The sequence below is a fragment of the Sphingobium chungangianum genome (genome assembly GCF_977014255.1).
Genome location: NZ_CDRNIV010000006.1, coordinates 710,384 through 728,866, shown reverse-complemented (window position 1 = coordinate 728,866; position 18,483 = coordinate 710,384). Strand labels below are relative to the sequence as shown.

At 62.3% G+C, this 18,483-nt stretch carries 16 protein-coding genes and 2 pseudogenes; 6 read left to right on the top strand and 12 right to left on the bottom strand.

Annotated elements, in window-relative coordinates; genetic code table 11:
* Window positions 1-24: 24 nt before the first annotated feature.
* Window positions 25-1,353 (top strand): PQQ-dependent sugar dehydrogenase, encoded by a 1,329-nt coding sequence (locus tag ACWNC0_RS10630; RefSeq protein ID WP_449471492.1) that lies wholly within the window; start codon window positions 25-27, stop codon window positions 1,351-1,353.
* 217 nt (window positions 1,354-1,570) lie between these two features.
* Here ACWNC0_RS10630 and ACWNC0_RS10625 read toward each other — a convergent pair whose 3' ends face one another.
* Entirely contained in the window at window positions 1,571-2,389 is an 819-nt protein-coding gene (locus ACWNC0_RS10625) for an ATP-binding protein (protein WP_449471490.1), read from the bottom strand.
* Window positions 2,390-2,497: 108 nt separating this feature from the next.
* Between ACWNC0_RS10625 and ACWNC0_RS10620 the strand changes: the two genes are divergently transcribed.
* Window positions 2,498-3,454 (top strand): L-threonylcarbamoyladenylate synthase, encoded by a 957-nt coding sequence (locus ACWNC0_RS10620; RefSeq protein ID WP_449471489.1) that lies wholly within the window; start codon window positions 2,498-2,500, stop codon window positions 3,452-3,454.
* 426 nt (window positions 3,455-3,880) lie between these two features.
* Here the strand turns inward: ACWNC0_RS10620 and ACWNC0_RS10615 are convergent, their stop codons facing one another.
* From ACWNC0_RS10615 to ACWNC0_RS10585, 7 genes and pseudogenes are all read right to left on the bottom strand, one after another.
* Window positions 3,881-4,147, bottom strand: a complete 267-nt coding sequence (locus tag ACWNC0_RS10615; protein ID WP_449471487.1) for a hypothetical protein — start codon at window positions 4,145-4,147, stop codon at window positions 3,881-3,883.
* Between the two features lie 203 nt (window positions 4,148-4,350).
* Window positions 4,351-4,884, bottom strand: a complete 534-nt coding sequence (gene msrA / locus ACWNC0_RS10610; protein ID WP_449471486.1) for a peptide-methionine (S)-S-oxide reductase MsrA — start codon at window positions 4,882-4,884, stop codon at window positions 4,351-4,353.
* Window positions 4,885-4,926: 42 nt separating this feature from the next.
* Window positions 4,927-6,633, bottom strand: a complete 1,707-nt coding sequence (locus ACWNC0_RS10605) for a long-chain-fatty-acid--CoA ligase (RefSeq protein WP_449471485.1) — start codon at window positions 6,631-6,633, stop codon at window positions 4,927-4,929.
* Window positions 6,634-6,697: 64 nt separating this feature from the next.
* Window positions 6,698-7,380: pseudogene (locus ACWNC0_RS10600) on the bottom strand (DUF1013 domain-containing protein).
* Between the two features lie 114 nt (window positions 7,381-7,494).
* Window positions 7,495-8,523, bottom strand: a complete 1,029-nt coding sequence (locus ACWNC0_RS10595; protein ID WP_449471484.1) for a glycosyltransferase family 4 protein — start codon at window positions 8,521-8,523, stop codon at window positions 7,495-7,497.
* Entirely contained in the window at window positions 8,523-9,383 is an 861-nt protein-coding gene (locus tag ACWNC0_RS10590; protein WP_449471483.1) for a UDP-2,3-diacylglucosamine diphosphatase, read from the bottom strand. Before ACWNC0_RS10590 ends, ACWNC0_RS10595 begins: the two co-directional genes overlap by 1 nt.
* 326 nt (window positions 9,384-9,709) lie before the next feature.
* Window positions 9,710-10,714, bottom strand: coding sequence for an NAD(P)H-quinone oxidoreductase (locus ACWNC0_RS10585; protein ID WP_449471481.1), 1,005 nt, complete (start codon window positions 10,712-10,714; stop codon window positions 9,710-9,712).
* A 101-nt stretch (window positions 10,715-10,815) separates the two neighbouring features.
* Between ACWNC0_RS10585 and ACWNC0_RS10580 the strand changes: the two genes are divergently transcribed.
* From ACWNC0_RS10580 to ACWNC0_RS10570, 3 genes are all read left to right on the top strand, one after another.
* Window positions 10,816-11,013 (top strand): DUF1192 domain-containing protein, encoded by a 198-nt coding sequence (locus tag ACWNC0_RS10580; protein ID WP_449471479.1) that lies wholly within the window; start codon window positions 10,816-10,818, stop codon window positions 11,011-11,013.
* Between the two features lie 156 nt (window positions 11,014-11,169).
* Entirely contained in the window at window positions 11,170-13,488 is a 2,319-nt protein-coding gene (gene clpA, locus ACWNC0_RS10575; protein ID WP_449471478.1) for an ATP-dependent Clp protease ATP-binding subunit ClpA, read from the top strand.
* Window positions 13,489-13,738: 250 nt separating this feature from the next.
* Complete coding sequence (locus ACWNC0_RS10570) at window positions 13,739-14,368, top strand: glutathione S-transferase family protein (protein ID WP_449471477.1); 630 nt, start codon at window positions 13,739-13,741, stop codon at window positions 14,366-14,368.
* 63 nt (window positions 14,369-14,431) lie between these two features.
* Here ACWNC0_RS10570 and ACWNC0_RS10565 read toward each other — a convergent pair whose 3' ends face one another.
* Window positions 14,432-15,166, bottom strand: coding sequence for a Bax inhibitor-1/YccA family protein (locus ACWNC0_RS10565; protein ID WP_449471475.1), 735 nt, complete (start codon window positions 15,164-15,166; stop codon window positions 14,432-14,434).
* 192 nt (window positions 15,167-15,358) lie between these two features.
* Between ACWNC0_RS10565 and thpR the strand changes: the two genes are divergently transcribed.
* The gene (gene thpR, locus ACWNC0_RS10560) at window positions 15,359-15,904 is read left to right on the top strand and encodes an RNA 2',3'-cyclic phosphodiesterase (RefSeq protein WP_449471474.1); all 546 of its coding nucleotides are present in this window, start codon (window positions 15,359-15,361) and stop codon (window positions 15,902-15,904) included.
* 21 nt (window positions 15,905-15,925) lie between these two features.
* Here the strand turns inward: thpR and ACWNC0_RS10555 are convergent, their stop codons facing one another.
* The 3 genes and pseudogenes from ACWNC0_RS10555 to ACWNC0_RS10545 all read right to left on the bottom strand — a co-directional run bounded on the left by ACWNC0_RS10555 (window position 15,926) and on the right by ACWNC0_RS10545 (window position 18,466).
* Window positions 15,926-16,474 (bottom strand): superoxide dismutase family protein, encoded by a 549-nt coding sequence (locus ACWNC0_RS10555; protein WP_449471472.1) that lies wholly within the window; start codon window positions 16,472-16,474, stop codon window positions 15,926-15,928.
* 222 nt (window positions 16,475-16,696) lie between these two features.
* Entirely contained in the window at window positions 16,697-17,785 is a 1,089-nt protein-coding gene (locus tag ACWNC0_RS10550) for an OmpA family protein (RefSeq protein WP_449471471.1), read from the bottom strand.
* Window positions 17,786-17,963: 178 nt separating this feature from the next.
* Window positions 17,964-18,466, bottom strand: a pseudogene (locus ACWNC0_RS10545) (DUF2793 domain-containing protein).
* Window positions 18,467-18,483 lie beyond the last annotated feature (17 nt).

The window sequence follows — 18,483 nt, the reverse complement described above, 5'->3', positions numbered from 1 at the left end:
GAATTCGCAGCATAGACAGGCGACATGAAGAAGCATCTGATCGCCATCACCCTTATCCTCCTGCTGATCGCGGGGGGCGTCATTTTCTATCTGGCGCAAGGGAATACGGCGCAGTTGGCGGCGGGTGCGGACACGGGCAAGGAGCCGGTTTTCAGCGCCCCGCGCAGCGAGCTGATCCCTACCATCAACGTCGCCGAAGTGAAGGCCTGGACGGCGGGCGAGAAGCCCGTCGCGGCGAAGGGCCTTGCCGTCGCGCGCTTTGCCGAGGGGCTGGCACATCCGCGATCGATGCTGGTGCTGCCCAATGGCGACATATTGGTGGCCGAGACGAACAGCCCGCCCCGCCCAGCCGGTGGGATCGTCGATCGGGTGATGAGCTATTTGATGGACAAGGCTGGCGCGGGCGTTCCTTCGGCCAACCGTATTACCTTGTTGCGCGACGCGGATGGCGACGGGCGCGCGGAGGTGAAGACGGCGTTCCTGACCGGGCTCAACTCGCCCTATGGCATGGCGCTGGTGGACGGGACGCTTTACGTCGCCAATACGGACGCGCTGATGGCCTTTCCCTATAAGGAGGGCGAGACGCGGATCACCGCCAAGGGGCGCAAGATCCTGAACCTGCCCGCGAACGCGCCCAACATGCACTGGACCAAGAGCCTGGTGGCTGGCCCCACGGGGCTGCTCTATGTGGGTGTCGGGTCGAACAGCAATATCGCGGAAGACGGCCTGGATGGGGAGGCGAACCGCGCGGCGGTGCTGGAGGTCAATCCCAGGACGGGTGACTATCGCATCTACGCTTCAGGGCTGCGCAATCCGGTGGGGCTGGCTTTCGAGCCCAATAGCGGGGCGCTGTGGGGCGTCGTGAATGAGCGCGACATGCTCGGCAGCGATCTGGTGCCCGACTATCTGACGCGGGTGGAGTTTGGTGGCTTCTATGGCTGGCCGTGGAATTATTGGGGCGGTTATGAGGACCGCCGCGTGCAGCCGCAACGGCCCGAAGTGCGCGAATATACCAAGCGGCCCGATTATGCGCTGGGCAATCATGTCGCGCCGCTGGGGCTGGCCTTTGCCGACAAGGTGAAGATCGGCGGGGCGTTCGCGAACGGCGCCTTTGTCGGACTGCATGGCAGCTGGAACCGCAAGCCTGCCGCCGGTTACAAGGTGGTGTTCGTGCCCTTCGAGGCGAATGGCGAGGTGGGCAAGGCCAAGCCGGTCGATGTGCTGACCGGCTTTCTGGATGCGAAGGGCGACGCGCGGGGGCGGCCTGTGGATGTCGCGGGCGACGCGAAGGGCGCGCTGCTGGTCAGCGACGATGTCGGCGGCGTGATCTGGCGGGTGACTGGCGCGAAGTGATTGAGAGCGTGATCGCATTACGCGGGCGCATCCGCATCAAGGCTCCTTTTCCGTCACCCCGGGCTTGACCCGGGGTCCCGCTGGCTGGGCGGCGTAAGATAAAAAGCGGGACCCCGGATCAAGTCCGGGGTGACGACAACACTAACATGATCATGCTCATGAGCGATTTCCAAGCGCTCGGAACCGAGTGCTGGTCGAAATCGCGGCAAACAAAGGATCAGAGCGAACGGCCGTTGCGGCCCGCCAGTTCAACCACATATTGCCAGGCGACGCGGCCTGAACGGCTGCCGCGCTGGGTTGCCCACTGGATGGCCTCTAGCGGGTCGAAGCTGAGGCCGAGGCTGTCCGCATAGCTGGTGACGATGTCGACATAGGCCTGCTGGTCAATGGCATGGAAGCCGAGGCTGAGGCCGAAGCGATCGGACAGCGCCATCTTGTCATCGATCACGTCACGCGGATTGACGGGATCATCCTGCTCCGACAGGTGGCGCGGGACGATGTGGCGGCGGTTCGAGGTGACATAGAGGCGGACATTGGCGGGCCGGGCCGCCGTGCCGCCCTGAAGCAGCGACCGCAGCGCGCGCGCGTCGCCCACGCCATTTTCGTCGAAACCAAGATCATCGAGAAAAAGGATGAAGGGGCGCTGCGTCGTGCGCAAAATGGAGAAGAGGCGCGGCAGGCTATTCAGTTCATCGATCGCGCATTGCAGCAACGCGATGTCAGCGCCCTCCCGCTGGAGCCGGTCGATGACGGCGGCAACCACTGCGGACTTGCCCGTTCCACGCGCCCCCCAGAGCAGCGCGTCATGCGCAGCGTGGCCCACGGCATGGCGGCGGGTATTTTCGAGCAACGTCGCCTTTTGCGCGTCGATGCCGGTCAAAAGGTCGTAATTTACCGGAATGAAAGCATCCACCGCCTGAATCGCGGCGCCGTCCCAGACATAGGCGGGCGCGGCGGCGAGGTCGGCGGAAATGGCCGGTGGCGGCGCGATCCGTTCCAGCGCTTGCGCGATGCGGCTGAGAGTTTCCTTGTTCATGCGCCGGGCTTAATCCCCCTCCCCCGCCCCGGCAAGCCGCGTGGCCCTGTCATTCTTCTGTCGTAATGGACTTTTACTCTGCGGCGCTGGAGCTTATATCGCGGGGCCGTGACCATCCCAAATCCTGCCTATTCCACCCGGATCAGCCGCTATGGCGCCGAAGCCCTGCGCGAGGCCGCGCTGCTGATCCGCGCGGGCGAGCCGGTCGCGGTGCCGACAGAAACGGTCTATGGGCTGGCCGCCGACGCGACGGACGAAAGCGCGGTCGCGGCGATCTACAGCGCCAAGGGGCGGCCGAGCTTCAACCCGCTGATCGTGCATGTTTCGGACAAGGAGATGGCGGAGCGGCTGGCGGTCTTTTCGCCCGTGGCGGACAAGCTGGCGGCGCGATTTTGGCCGGGCGCGCTGACCATGGTGCTGCCGGTACGGGAAGACAGCGGCCTTTCGTCGCTGGTGACGGCGGGCTTGCCGACGGTCGCCCTGCGCCTGCCCGCCCACCCAGCGATGCGCGCGCTGATCCGGGAAAGCGGGCGACCACTCGCCGCGCCATCGGCCAATCGCAGCGGGGCCATCAGCCCTACACGGGCCGAGCATGTGCTCGCCAGCCTGAATGGCAAGGTGCGGCTGATCCTGGATGAGGGGCCGACAAGCGAGGGGCTGGAGTCGACGATCGTCGCGCCTGAGAATGGCCGTATCCGACTGTTGCGACCGGGTCCGGTAACGGCGGCGATGCTGGAGCAGGCGACGGGCCTTCCGGTCGTGACGGGCGCGGCCGATGCGAAGATCGAGGCGCCGGGTCAGTTGGAAAGCCATTATGCGCCATCCAAGCCGGTGCGACTGAACGCGCTGCGGGCGGAGAAGGACGAATATCTGATCGGCTTTGGCTTGATGCCGTGCAATATCAATTTGAGCCCGGATGCCGATGTGCAGGAGGCCGCAGCCAATCTGTTCGCGGCTCTGCATGTCGCGGATGCGAGCGCGGCGACGCATATTGCGGTGGCGCCAATCCCGGATGTGGGGATTGGGGCGGCGATCAACGACCGGTTGCGGCGGGCGGCGGCTTGAGGGTTCAAGGACTCTGGCGCCGTTCGGGTGGAGCCTTTTGACAGGCTAAGTGCGGACGGAACCCAGGGTGTGTGGGGATTCAGTTCAGGGCGAGGCGAAAATGGTGAATTTCGAGAACCTCGAAGCGAGTCACGTGCCTCGCTTCGACGCAGCGTACTTCAGTATGTGAGCACCGGAAGCGCAGAAAGTCGCCATTTGCAGCCCGTCATGGGCTGAATCCCCACACACCCTAGGGCATGATCATGTTTGAGTGATCGTGACCCCGGACTTGATCCGGGGTCCCACTTCTTATCTGGCGCCGCTGAGGCAGCGGGACCCCGGGTCAAGCCCGGGGTGACGGAAAAAGGGCATTAGTGTGGATACTTCCGTATAGACGGTCACACTCTAGATTTGATCATACAACGTCAGCGGAACGTCGAACCGTCCTCAATCGCAATCCCGATAGCCAGCCCGTTTGCATTCGCGGCGGCGCTGTTCTTCGGCTTTCTTGCGGTCGCGCGCTTCCCTGGCCTCCTGCTTGCGCATGCGGCGGCCATAGTTGTGGTCGGATTCTTCCTGGCTGGTGGTGGCCCAATCTGCGGCCTGCGATCCGGCGCGCACCGGCAGGGTGGCTACGTCCAGCGCCGTCTTTGCGATGCAGCCCGGGAGGGTCAGCATTATTCCGGCGGCGGCGATCGTCGTAAATGGGCGCATGGATATTCCCCTGTGAACTGCTGGCGTGCTTGGCATGGTCAGGATTAACCTTAGCCTAAGCGGTATTGGTGGGGTTGACTTTGGTCGAGTGGGCGAGGCCGGAGAGGCTGAGGCTCGCTGGCGCTCGCTACCCACCCCTTCCCCTTCAAACGAGTCACGTGCCTCGTTTGAACTTGAAAGGGAGGGGCTTATATCTTCGGCTTTCAGCCCTCGATCCGTTCCGCAAATCCCTTGCGCAGCTTGGCGAGTTTGGGCGGAATGACCGCCATGCAATAGGGGTTGCGGTCGCCGACGCGGTCCCAATATTTCTGGTGGTAATCCTCTGCGGGATACCAGGGGGCGTCCGGTTCGATCGTGGTGACGATCGGGTTGCCATGATCCAGTTGCGCGCGGGCGATGGCGGCTTTGGCTTCCGCTTCCTGCTCCGGCGAATGGGGGAAGACGGCGGAGCGATATTGGGTGCCGATGTCGTTGCCCTGCCGGTTGAGCGTCGTCGGATCATGCGTCGCGAAGAAGATGTCGAGCAGGTCGCCATAGGAAATGAGTTCCGGGTCAAAGGCGATGCGGATCGCTTCGGCATGGCCGGTCGCGCCGGAGCAGACCTGCTCATAGCTGGGATTGGGCAACTGACCGCCGAGATAGCCGCTTTCGACCGACCGGACGCCTTTCAAATTTTGATACACCGCCTCGGTGCACCAGAAGCAGCCACCTGCCAGCGTCGCGATTTGTTCGGCCATTCGCCTGTTCCTTATCCTGTGTGGGGCACAAGATAGTTATGTTCAGGCGGCCGTTCCAGCCTGCCCCGCGGCTGCCTCTGCCTTGGCGCGTTCTTCGGCGACCAGTTCCTTGCGCGACAGCTTGCCGACCAGCGTCTTGGGAAGGTTCAAACGGACCTCGACCTCGCAGACTTTTTCATGCTTTCCGAGTTGGGGATTAAGCCATGCCTTCAGTGCCTCGCCATCTGTCTTCGCGCCTTCCTGAAGCGTGACGAACGCTTTGGGGGACTCGCCGCGATAGGGGTCGGGGATGCCGATAACCAGCGCCTCCTTCACGTCGGGGTGGTGGTAGAGCACCTCTTCCACCTGGCTGGGGAAAACCTTGAAGCCGCCGACCGCGATCATGTCCTTCAGGCGGTCGACGATCTTCACATAGCCGTCGGCGTCGATCAGGCCGACGTCGCCGGTGCGCAGCCAGCCGTCGATGAAGACTTCCTTGTCAGCGTCGGGACGCTGCCAATAGCCCTTCATGATCTGAGGACCGGCAAAGACAAGTTCGCCCGGTTCGCCGGGCGGTGGCGGTCGGGTCGGGTCCTCGCGATCCACGAGCTTTACTTGGGTTCCGGGGACGGGTTGCCCCACGGTGCCGGGCTTGTTCAGTCCTTCATAGGGGTTGGAGCAGACGACCGGGCTGCTTTCGGTAAGGCCATAGCCTTCGCACAGCTTGGCGCCGGTGACGGCTTCGAACCGTTTCTTGAGTTCCAGCGGCAGCGGCGCGCCGCCCGAAATGCACAGGCGTAGTGAGGAGAAATCGATGTTCGGCGTCGCCGGATGATCGAGCAGCGCCTGAAACATGGTGGGGACGCCGGGCATCGAGGTGGGGCTGGTTCGCTGAATGGCGGCGAGTACCTGTACGGCTTCGAACCGGGGCAGCATCACCATTTCGCCGCCGTTGAGGACCGTACGGTTAAGGACGCAGGTGTTGGCGAAGACATGGAAGAAGGGCAGGACCGCGAGGATGCGGTCGATGGCTTCGGGATGCGGATCGATGAGCCTGATTTGACGGGCATTGGCGGTCAGGTTCTGATGAGTGAGCATCGCGCCCTTGGGTCGGCCGGTGGTGCCGCCGGTATATTGCAGCAGGGCGACGTCGTTGACCGGATCGATCGCGACCGGCGCGGAGTCCTCGCCGTCGCGCAGCAGATCGGCATAGCTGGTGATGCGCGGGTCATGGGGGACCGGCGCGGTCTCCTTGCGCTTGAAGAGGCGGAACAGCAGCGATTTGGCGGGCGGCAGCACCTCTGCGATGCAGCCGACGATCAGCCGTTCGAGGCTGCTATTGTCCAGCACTTCCTGCGCGGTGGGCAGCAACGCTTTGGCCGACAGGGTGAAGAGGATTTTGGTGCCGCTGTCCTCGACCTGATGTTCCAGTTCGGCGGCGGTGTAGAGGGGGGAGAAATTGACGACGGTCGCGCCCGCCATCATCGCTCCATAATAAGCCGCGACATAATGGGGGACGTTGGGAAGGTAGAGACCTACCCGATCACCCTTCCGCACGCCCAGATCCTGAAGCCCCTTTGCGACCCGGCGGATGACATGGAGCATGTCGCCATAGGTCGTTTTGCGGCCGAGGAAGTCGATCATCACGGCATCGGGATTGGCCGTCGCGCTGTCCACGACCATGTCCACCATCGACATGGGAGGGAAGGACTGATCCCAGGGGAAAGGATGATTATAATGGTCTTTCCAGACCGTCTCGATGCTCTCCATTAACGGAGATGTATGTCAGGCCCCTGCTTTACGCAAGCGTAAAGCAGGGCGCGTCAGGGCAGAATCAGACCTGGCCCTGATTGTTGCTGAACGGGTCGAGGATCGTGGCAACGCCCGAGATCAGCTCCGCCTCGCTCTTCAACGCTTGCTCGGCCCGGCGGGCAGCGTCGTCGCGCTCGCGGCGCAATTCCTCGATCAGTGCTTCGCGATCGCCGTCCAGGCGGAGTCCGTCGGGGCTTCGATGCCGAGCTTCTTCGCAGCCTTCGTCACCAGCGCGTCCAGTTCCCGCTGCGAGCAGAGGCCCAGCGTCACCGGATCCTTGGGCACGATGTTGGAGATGTTCCAGTGCGTGCGGTCACGGATGGCGGCGATGGTGGTGCGGGTGGTGCCGATCAGCTTGCCGATCGCGCCGTCCGAAATTTCGGGGTGATTGCGCAGGATCCACGCGATGCCATCGGGCTTGTCCTGACGCTTGGACACCGGCGTGTAGCGCGGGCCTTTGGTACGGCGGACGGGTTCAGGGCCTTTCAGCATCTTCAGGCGATAGTCGGGGTTGGATTCACCCTTGTGGATTTCCTCCATCGTGATTTCATGCGCGCGGACGGGGTCGCGGCCGGTATATTTGGTGCCAGCCGTGTCATCGGCGATCGCCTGCACTTCCAGGATATGCAGCCCGCAAAATTCCGCGATCTGATCAAAGCTGAGCGCGGTATTGTCGACCAGCCAGCTGGCGGTTGCATGGGGCATGAGAGGCTGGGACACGAGGATTCTCCGGCACTAAAAACAACAAGGGCCGCCCAAGCAGGGCGGCCACGCCCGTCCTGAGATAGTGCAAGAAACCCGGTGGAGCAAGGAAAAGCGTCAGGCCGCGCTGTCTCTGACGACGGGATCGATGCAGTGAAGGCCGGTCAGGAATTCGTCGGCGCTGCGTTCCCAGCTGAAGCTGCGGCCATGGGCGGCGCAGGCGACCCTGTCGCAGCGCAACGCAGCGGCGATGGCGTCCTCCAGCCGTTCGGATAGCGCGCCGGTTTCGGGCGTCACGATGTCCACCGGCCCGCTGACCGGATAAGCGGCGACGGGGGCGCCGCATGCCAGCGCTTCGATCATGACGAGGCCGAATGTGTCGGTGCGGCTGGGGAAGACAAAGACGTCGGCGCCCGCATAGGCACCCGCCAGTTCCTCGCCGAACAATGCGCCAAGGAATCGCGCGTCGGGATAAGCGCGTTCCAGTTGCGCCCGCGCCGGGCCATCGCCGACGACCACCTTGCTGCCGGGGTGATCATTGGCAAGGAATGCCTCGAGATTCTTCTCGATAGCGACCCGGCCGACATAGAGCTGGATCGGGCGCGGGAGATTGGCGAATATCGCTGGCGGCGTTGCCTCGGCTGTGAAGGCGGACAGGTCCACTCCCCTGCCCCATGGCCGCACCTGCGCCAACCCATGGGCGCGCAACTGCTGCCGCACCGATCCGGTGGAGACCAGCACCGCCCGCGCCGGGCCATGAAACCAGCGAATGTAGGACCAGAACCAGCGCGCGGGCAGTCCTGTCCGGCGCGAGACATAGTCGGGAAAATGCGTGTGATAAGCGGTGGTGAAAGGCACCCCGCCCCGCAGGCACCAGCGCCGCGCGGCAAGGCAGAGCGGCCCTTCGGTTGCGAGATGGACGGCATCCGGTTCAAAGGCCGCGATCGCGTCGCCCACCACGCCCGATCGCACGAAGGCCAGGCGGATTTCGGGATAGGTCGGACAGGGGAAGGAGCCGTAGAGATCGGGTGAGATGACCTTGACGGCGTGCCCCCGCGCCTCCAGCTCCGCCTGGATGGTCTGGAGCGTTCGGACGACGCCATTCACTTGAGGCGACCAGGCGTCGGTCACGATGACGATGCGCATCAGGCGGCGATCCTCACCTGATCGCCCACGGTGCGTGCCGCAACCTCATCGGCCCAGTGCAGTACCTCCATACGGCCGTCGAAATGTTCGACCAGGGCGGTGCATCCCTCCACCCAGTCACCGTCATTATAATATTGGATGCCGCCGATCTCACGCATTTCGGCATTGTGGATGTGACCGCAGACCACGCCATCGACGCCGCGTGATCCGGCCTCATGCGAAACCACTTCTTCAAATCGGGAGATGAACTCGACGGCGTTCTTGACCTTGTGCTTGGCCATTTTGCTGAGCGACCAATAGGGCAGACCCATGCGCTGGCGCACCGCGTTCACCACGACATTGAGCCGCATCAGCAAGCCGTAAGCGGCGTCCCCCACAAAGGCGAGCCAGCGATGGGCCAGCATGATCGTGTCGAACTCATCGCCGTGCAGGACAAGGAGCTTGCGGCCGTCCGCAGTCTCATGGATCGCCTTGCGCCTGATCTCGACCCCACCGAAGCTGAGGCCCGTGAACTGGCGGAACATCTCATCATGATTGCCGGGGATATAGACGACGCGAGTGCCGCGCTTGGCACGCTTCATGATGCGCCAGACCACGTCATTATGCGCGGCGGGCCAGTAGAAGCGCCTTTTGAGCCGCCAGCCGTCAATGATGTCGCCGACCAGATACATGGTCTCGCTGTCGACGCTGTCGAGAAAGTCGATCAGCAGCTTCGCATTGCAGCCGCGCGTGCCGAGATGGATGTCCGAAATCCAGACCGTGCGGTAACGGCGACGCTTGCCGCCCTGTTCCGGCGTGTCGAAATGTTGAGCGCCTTCGTTCATGTCCGCCAGGAAAGGCAGGCGTGTGATGGCATTCATGATGCAACCCCTGGAGCTATTGTCCTCGGGACCGAATCCTTAGCGGCGCAATGTTACAATCCCGCAGCGAATGTGACGGAAATGCTACGGTTTGCGGGGTTTTAGGCATCGCGGGATGAGGGTGAGCGACTGTATTATAGCCATTAGCGGACATTCCAAATCCTCCCTGCGCGAAGCGTGGGGAGGGGGACCAGCCGCAGGCTGGTGGAGGGGAAAATGGCACGACCTGCGAAATTTCCCCTCCACCATTCGCTTCGCGAACGGTCCCCCTCCCCATCTCACGATGGGGAGGATTTAGCTATGACCGCAATCCACCCAACAGGCCCTCAGACAGTCAGAACGATCTTCCCGAAATGTTCCCCCGCATCCATGCGCGCATGTGCCCGCGCAGCCGCAGCCAAGGGGAAGCGCTGGTCCATCGCCGGACGGAGCCTGCCTTCCTCAACGAAGCTCCAGACCTCACGGATAATTTCGTCAGCCACCAGGCTCTTGAAAGCGGAGGAGCGGGGCCGCAGCGTCGATCCTGTCAGCGTCAGCCGCCGTGTCATTACCGTGGGCAAGAAGATTTCCGCCTTCGCCCCGCCCAGCACCGCGATCGACACATGGCGGCCATCTTCGGCAAGGCACTGCAAGTTTCGGGGCACATAGTCGCCGCCAACCATATCCAGAACCGCCTGCACGCCTTGGCCAGTGGTAATGCGCTTCACCTCTTCGACATAATCCTGGCTGCGATAATTGATGGCATGATGAGCGCCCCAAGCCTTCGCCTGCTCGCATTTCGCATCGCTGCCGCAGGTGACGATGATGGTGATATCAAAGAGGCGGCAGAGTGAAATCGCCATCGTGCCGATGCCGCTGGTCCCGCCATGCACCAGCACCGTGTCACCGCCAACGACATAGGCACGCTCGAACAGGTTGGTCCAGACGGTGAAGAGCGTTTCGGGCAATGCCGCCGCCTCGACAATGTCATAGCTGTCCGGCACGGGAAGGCATTGCCCCGCTGGCGCAACCGCATATTCGGCATAGCCGCCGCCGGTGAGCAAGGCACATACGCGCTGCCCGATCAGCTGCTCCGCGCTGCCGCCGGCCGCAACGATCGTGCCGGAAACCTCCAAACCCGGAATGTCGGACGCTCCAGGGGGCGGCGGATATTTGCCCTGCCGCTGCAACACATCGGGCCGGTTCACGCCTGCGGCGGCGACCCGGATCAACACTTCATCCGCTGCGGGGGCAGGAACCGGACGACGCTCAGCCACCAGAGCTTCGGGACCGCCGGGCGATGGAATGGCAATCGCCATCATTTCATCAGGCAGTGCCGCTTCAAACCCCATGATGGCCAATCCCCCGCAATAATCTGGCACCGCAGCTGAAAATCACAAGCGGCTTAAGGGCCTTATTGACAGAGGCGCCCCGGCGGTCAACATTGGCATTCATGGACATGGACGACGATCTGCCTCGCAAGATTGATGATCCGCTGGCCCAACTGCTTCGACAGGATTTGGGTCCCTTATCCCTTGCCGATCTGGAAGAGCGCATCAGCGCGCTGGAGGGTGAAATCGCCCGAACCAGATCAAAGATTGAAAGCGCCGTTAACCACAAATCAAGTGCTGAGGCGTTATTCAAGCGATGAACCCGCGCCCCGCCCCTTGCGGCCCTGAAATGGGCTTCACCGGGTACGGGCAGTCTGGCAATTCCGGCGATCAGGGACCCCTCCTTGATCCGCCGTCGAGCAATGCCGACATATGGTTCAAGTCAGCCCCTCTTTGGGGCCAGGAGTAGAATAGAAATGCCATCTTTCGCACCCGCCCTTGAAACCACGTTGCACAACGCACTGACCCATGCGTCGGAGCGCCGCCACGAATATGCGACGCTGGAGCATCTGCTCCTCGCGCTGATCGATGACGAACATGCGTCAAAGGTGATGCAGGCGTGCGGCGTGGAACTCGGCGAGCTGGGCGACGCCGTCACCCAATATCTCGACAGTGAACTCGACAGCCTGAAGGTGGAAGGGTCCAGCGACCCCTCGCCAACCAGCGGCTTCCAGCGCGTCGTCCAACGCGCCATCCTGCACGTGCAATCTTCCGGCAAGGATGAAGTGACGGGAGCCAATGTGCTCGTCGCGCTTTTTTCCGAGCGGGAGAGCTACGCCGTCTATTTCCTCCAACAACAGGATATGAGCCGACTGGATGCCGTAAGCTACATCAGCCACGGCGTCGGCAAGGGTACTGCCGTTCCGGAGCAAGGCGCCGCAAAGGGCGCTCCGGAAGAGGAAAAAAAGGCGCAGGACAGCAAGGGCAAGAAGGACAGTGCCTTGGAGCAGTTCACGGTCAACCTCAATGAGAAGGCGATGCGGGGCAAGGTTGACCCGCTGATCGGCCGCAGCGCCGAAGTCGACCGGACGATCCAGATCCTGTGCCGCAGGTCGAAGAACAACCCGCTCTATGTGGGCGATCCGGGCGTGGGCAAGACCGCGATTGCGGAAGGCCTCGCGCGCAAGATCGTCGAGGGCGATGTTCCAGACGTGCTCAAGGAAGCGGTGATCTACTCGCTCGACATGGGCGCGCTGCTGGCTGGCACCCGTTATCGCGGCGATTTCGAGGAGCGCTTGAAGGCGGTCGTCACCGAGCTGGAGAAAATGCCGCACGCGGTTCTCTTCATTGACGAAATCCACACCGTCATAGGCGCTGGCGCGACCAGCGGCGGCGCGATGGATGCGTCCAACCTGCTGAAGCCTGCTCTGTCGGGCGGCACGATCCGCTGCATCGGCTCCACCACCTACAAGGAGTTCCGCAACCATTTCGAGAAGGACCGCGCCCTGCTGCGCCGGTTCCAGAAGATCGACGTCAACGAACCTACGATCGAAGACACGATCAAGATTCTCGCTGGGCTGCGCAGCGCGTTTGAGGAGCATCACAACGTCAAATACACCCCGGACGCGATCAAGGCGGCGGTGGAGCTGTCGGCGCGGTACATCAACGACCGCAAGCTGCCGGACAAGGCAATCGACGTGATCGACGAAGTCGGCGCAATGCAGATGCTGGTGGTGCCCAGCAAGCGCAAGAAGACGATCACGCCCAAGGAGATCGAGCAGGTCATCGCGACCATGGCGCGCATTCCTCCCAAGACCGTCTCGGCCGACGACAAGTCGGTGCTGGGTTCGCTCGACACCGATCTCAAGCGCGTCGTCTTCGGCCAGAACCGGGCGATCGAGATATTGTCCTCCGCGATCAAGCTGTCGCGGGCGGGCCTGCGCGATCCGGAAAAGCCGATCGGCAGCTATCTCTTCTCCGGCCCCACGGGTGTCGGCAAGACGGAGGTTGCGCGCCAGTTGGCGAACCTGCTCGGCATCCCGCTCCAGCGGTTCGACATGTCGGAATATATGGAGCGGCACTCGGTCAGCCGCCTGATCGGTGCGCCTCCGGGCTATGTCGGCTATGACCAGGGCGGTCTGTTGACCGATGCGGTCGATCAGAATCCGCACAGCGTGCTGCTGCTGGACGAGATTGAGAAGGCGCATCCGGACCTGTTCAACATCCTGTTGCAGGTGATGGATAACGGCCGCCTGACCGATCACCACGGCAAGACGGTGGACTTCCGCAACACCATCCTCATCATGACCACCAACGCCGGTGCGTCGGACATGGCGAAGGAAAGCATCGGCTTTGGCGAACTGACGCGCGACGATGTGCAGGAGGATGCGGTGAAGAAGCTCTTCACCCCCGAATTCCGCAATCGTCTCGATGCCATCGTTCCCTTCGGCTATCTGCCGCCGGAGATCGTGGCGCGGGTCATCGACAAGTTCGTGCTCCAGCTCGAACTGCAACTGGCCGACCGCGACGTCCACATCACGCTGGACGACGATGCCAAGGGCTGGCTCACCAAGAAGGGCTATGACAAGCTCTACGGTGCCCGCCCGATGGGCCGCTTGATGCAGGAAAAGATCAAGCAGCCGCTGGCCGAGGAACTGCTGTTCGGAAAGCTCGTCCATGGCGGCGAGGTGCATGTCCGGCTGAAGGACGATGCGCTGGCCTTTGAAATCACCCCGGCCGCTCCGAAAAAGGGCAAGAAGGGTGGCAAGGCGAAGCCTGCGGAATCGGCCAAGTAAGCAGGCCGAGGCACGAGATATGAAAGGGCGGCTCCCACGGCCGCCCTTTGTTTTTGGGCAAAGCCTGCGAGCGTTAGGAGGATCGCATCCCCCCTCCCGCAAGCGGGAGGGGTTAGGGGTCGGCAAGCGCAACATCAAAGGCGATCTGAAACGGCCACCCCACAATCAAAATTCCATTGGTCGGCACCACCAGCATTTGCCAATCTGGCGCCCGCGAATTCCAACCACGTCTTCACGAGGGAAGAGTCACATGGCCACAGACATCACCTTCTACACCAACCCCATGTCGCGCGGGCAGATCGCACGCTGGATGCTGGAAGAAGTTGGCCAGCCCTATGACATGATCATCCTGGACTATGGCACCACCATGAAGGCGGCCGATTATCTCGCCATCAATCCGATGGGCAAGGTTCCCGCCATCGTCCATCAGGGGAAGGTCGTGACCGAAGCCGCCGCGATCTGCGCGTATCTGGCCGACGCTTTCCCCGCCGCAGCCCTCGCGCCTCCGTCAGAGCAGCGGGCAGATTATTATCGCTGGCTGTTCTTCGCGGCAGGCCCGGTGGAGGCCGCCGTTTCCAACAAGGCGATGGGCCTCTCCGTTCCTGAAGACCGCGAACGCTCCATGGGTTACGGCAACTATGATCAGACACTCGCAACGCTGGAACAGGCCGTGTCGGGCGATCAATGGATCTGCGGCGACCAGTTCACCGCGGCCGATGTCTATGTCGGCTCCCAGATCGACTGGGGATTGAGCTTCGGCACGATGGACAGCCGCCCAGCCTTCGAAACCTACGCCGCCCGCCTCCGTGAGCGCCCCGCCTACAGGCGGCAGAAGGAACTCGACGGCGCCCTCATCGCGCAGATGCAGAAGCCGGCATAAGAAAAAAGGCCCGGTGGCGCATGCCATCGGGCCTTTTTCATGTTCGGCACCGCCGCCGGAAGATCAGCGGCGATCACCCATGAAGCGCAGCAGGAACAGGAACATGTTGATGAAGTCGAGATAGAGGTTCAGCGCCCCCATCACCACCGACTTGCCCATCATGTCCGTGCCAGCAACGTGGGCGTAGATGCTCTTGATCTTCTGCGTGTCATAAGCGGTCAGGCCCGCGAACAGCAGCACGCCGATAAAGCTGACCACCATGTCCATCGCGCTCGACCGCAGGAACAGGTTGATGAGCGACGCGACCAGTAGGCCGACCACGCCCATGATCAGGAAGGTGCCAAAGCCCGAAAGATCCTTCTTCGTCGTATAGCCCCACAGGCTAAGGCCCGCGAAAGCCGCTGCCGTCGCGAAGAAGGTCTGCGCCACCGACGTACCGGTATAAACCAGCAGGACCGAGGAAAGCGACAGCCCCATCATCGCGGCATAGGCCCAGAACATGGCCTGCATCGCAACCGTCGACAGGCGGTTCATGCCAAAGCTCATGATCATCACGAACGCCAGCGGCGCAAGCATGATGACATATTTGAGAATGCCGGGGCCAGCCAGGATCTGATAAGCCAGCCCGCTCGAGGCAAACAGCATGGCAACGACGCCCGTCAGCAGCACGCCGCTCGCCATATAATTGTAAACCGACAGCATATAGCCGCGCAGGCCAGCGTCGAAAGCCTCGCCGCGCGCAACCGTCGTCCCGCCGAAACCGGCAATGTTCGAGCGGGGGTCAGACCAATTGGCCATGAGATAATCTCCTTCACCGGCGCACTTCGCCGATATTGCTATTATCGCGATATCTGGCCGCTAATTCAAGGGAAGAGCGACCGGAACCCTCTAACGACATAGGATGGTTTCCTGGCTTCTCTTCCAGCGCGCCCACTCCACCCTTCCTCCGCTTCCGCTGACACAATTCCCCAGGCTCGCTATAATGGCCTCATGCACCGCCTGTTCGTCGCCATTCGCCCGCCGGAGCCAATCCGGGCGCGCTTATTGTCATTGATGAGCGGCATCGCTGGCGCGCGATGGCAGAGCGAGGATCAACTGCACCTGACCTTACGTTTTGTAGGAAACGCCGACCGGCACCAGGCCAACGACCTGGCCGAGGCGCTGGCAGCCGTGCGCTTCGCTCCTTTCGCGATCTCCTTGTCCGGCCTCGGACAGTTCGAGCGCAAAGGGCGTACCGACACCTTGTGGGCAGCCATTCAACCTCGCGATGCGCTCGACCAGCTTCATCGGAAGATCGACCGCGCCTGTGTTGCGGCGGGCTTTCCGGCTGAGCAACGCGCCTATCTGCCCCACATCACTCTCGCCCGCTTCGGCCGTAACGGGGGCAGCACGAACGGGTTCCTAACCTATCACGCCGGACTTTCCAGTCCTCCATTCCTGGTGGACGAATTTGCCCTTTTCGAAAGCCACCTCACGCAGAATGGAGCGCATTATGAGATGGCGGCGGTATATCCTGCCGACCCGTCCGCTCTCTAAAATACGTGCCCGCGGGCGTCTTCAACCGGCGGACAATATACCACAGGCAATGCGCCCGCCTGCGTTACCCGCAGGATCGGTCTTGTTGTCATCCGCCTGAGCATGGATCACGATGGCGGCGCCATCTGCGTCCAGGACCGCATTGGTCCCACTGCGCAAGGTCGCGCCGGGGACCACGAACTCCATTCGCCCAGTCCCATCCGGTCCAGCGGTCAGGTTTGGCATGTCTCCCATATGCATGCCCGCCGGGTTATCCCGGCCATGTTGGCGCGCGGTTGGATTCCAATGGCCGCCCGCGCTGGTGAAGTCGGGCGGCGTGCATGTTCCGGTCATATGGATATGGACCGCATGAACACCAAGCGTGAGCCCGCTTGCCCGCACATCGACATGCAGGCCGTCCGTCGCTTCCGTCACCTTGGCTTCGCCCCGAGCCGACCCGTCCGCAGCCAACAAGACAGCGCGTGCATTTAGCATCCCGGCCGACCCGGAATTCAAAGCCCCGCCATCCCCGCTCGCGCAGGCAGTCAGGCAAAGTGCGAGGGGCGCAAAGACGATTAGGGCGTTTTTCATGATCAAATGCACTCCCGGTGAAGCAATAGCTGGCGAACGCAACAAGTCGCCATTTGTTGCGCATATAGTCCAGAATGCCAAGCGATCTCCCCCAACGCTGACGGCCAGACGGTGAAATGAAACCGCTCGCTGGTCGATGCGCCTGATCACTGCAAAGGAAAAGGGGCCGGTCTTTCGACCAGCCCCTCAACCTAGTTCCATCCGCGAAGATGGAAATCTTGCTTACTGACCCGAACCCGGACCGTAAGTGATTTCCACGCGACGGTTCTGCAGTTCGCGAACACCGTCGGCGGTTTCGACGCGGGGGTTCGATTCACCGAACGCCTGGGTCGTGATCACGCCGTCAGGGATACCCTTCGACGAGATGTAGGCCTTGACCGCGTCAGCACGGCGCTGCGACAGGCCGACGTTGTACGATGCCGAACCCGAACGGTCCGCATAACCTGCCAGCATGACCTGGGCGCTGCCGCAGTTGCTGTAGGCCGAAACCGCGTTGTCCAGAATGGTCGCGGCATCAGGCGTGACGTCCGACTTGTCCCATTCGAAGAATACGATGTACGGCCCAGGGCTGCACTCAGCGACCGGCGGAGGCGGCGGCGGGGGCGGCGGGGGCGGCGGAGGCGGGGGCGGCGGAGGCGGCGGAGGTGCAGCCGGCTCACCGAAGTTATACGCCAGACCCAGCAGAAGGCTGTGCGTGCGCAGCTTCGTGCTGACATCGCCACCGGCAACGCCCACCGAAGTGGTGTAGGCCGGAACCAGATCAATGTTGTCCTGGTTGAAGAAGCGATACTTCAGCGACACGTCAACATTGTTGGTCAGCGGATAACGAACGCCCGCAATCGCCTGCCAGGCGAAGCCGGTGTCGCTGTCGTTGACCAGGTCATTGGCCAGCTTGGCGCGCGAAACGCCAACGCCACCACCGACGAAGCCCTGCAGGCCGTCGTCCGAACCAAAGTCAAGCAGACCGTTCAGCATGAACGAAAGGGCCGACGCGGAACCGCCGAAACCGCTGTTGTCCAGGTCAACCTTGGCACGCTTGTAACCAGCTTCGGCTTCAAGACGGAAACCGCCGAAGTCGTAACCGATGACCGCATCACCGTCCCAACCCTTGTGGTAGTCGACATTTTCCAGCGTGGTGCTGGCAGTGCCAAGACCAGTCGTGGGATCGATACCGGGCGTGAAGGTGATGTCCTGATCTTCAACAATGGTAACACCGGAATCGATTCCGATATACCAGCTGTTATCACGCGCCAGGGCCGGGGTGGCCAAGGCGGAGGAGGCAAGCACAGCCGCGAGGGCAAGCTTCCGCATTTGAATTCCCCTTTCAAAAGTGTCACGAAGGACTGCTGAAACCATGTATCGGCAAGAAAGTTTCATGGCAAGTCCACAATTGGTGAAACTGTTGCTCAAATACATCACACGGCTCGAGAAGCCCGGTAGCACAAGCATTTCCGCGAGCCTCTATTGTAAAAGATGGACACCCCTCAAGTCATGGTTCGATCAGTCCGTGACTGCGCATCGCATTTAAAATCGCGACCAGGGAACTTCTCGCCTCACTGTCGACGGAGCTTCCCCCACGGGGTTGGCTATGGCCGGTTGCCGGGCGCCCGCAACCCGCTCGCCGCCGACATAGAAGCCGTCGCCCCGCACCGCTGCATCCTGCCAATCGCTGCCATCGAAATACATCGAATGCCCCCGGTCCACGACCCGCAGCCTCAAGCCCGCACGCGGCGCGACAAACCGCCATCCGCCTCCAGTCCAACAGGCGACCGACCCATCCTGCCCCGACCAGCTTCCTGAAGCGCCTTCCGCCACGATCCAACACTGGCCCTCATCGGGCGAAGTTGGCGGCACATCCTCGTCCGCGCTTTCCACCGCGCCATGCAGCAGCATGTCGATCCGTGCCAACGCCTCGTTGTGAAAGACTTCCTTCTGCGCCTGCCCGGCGAAAAGCTGGGGCAATGCCCAGCGAGGCGTCGCATCGCTCGTCATGATCGAACTTCCTTTTT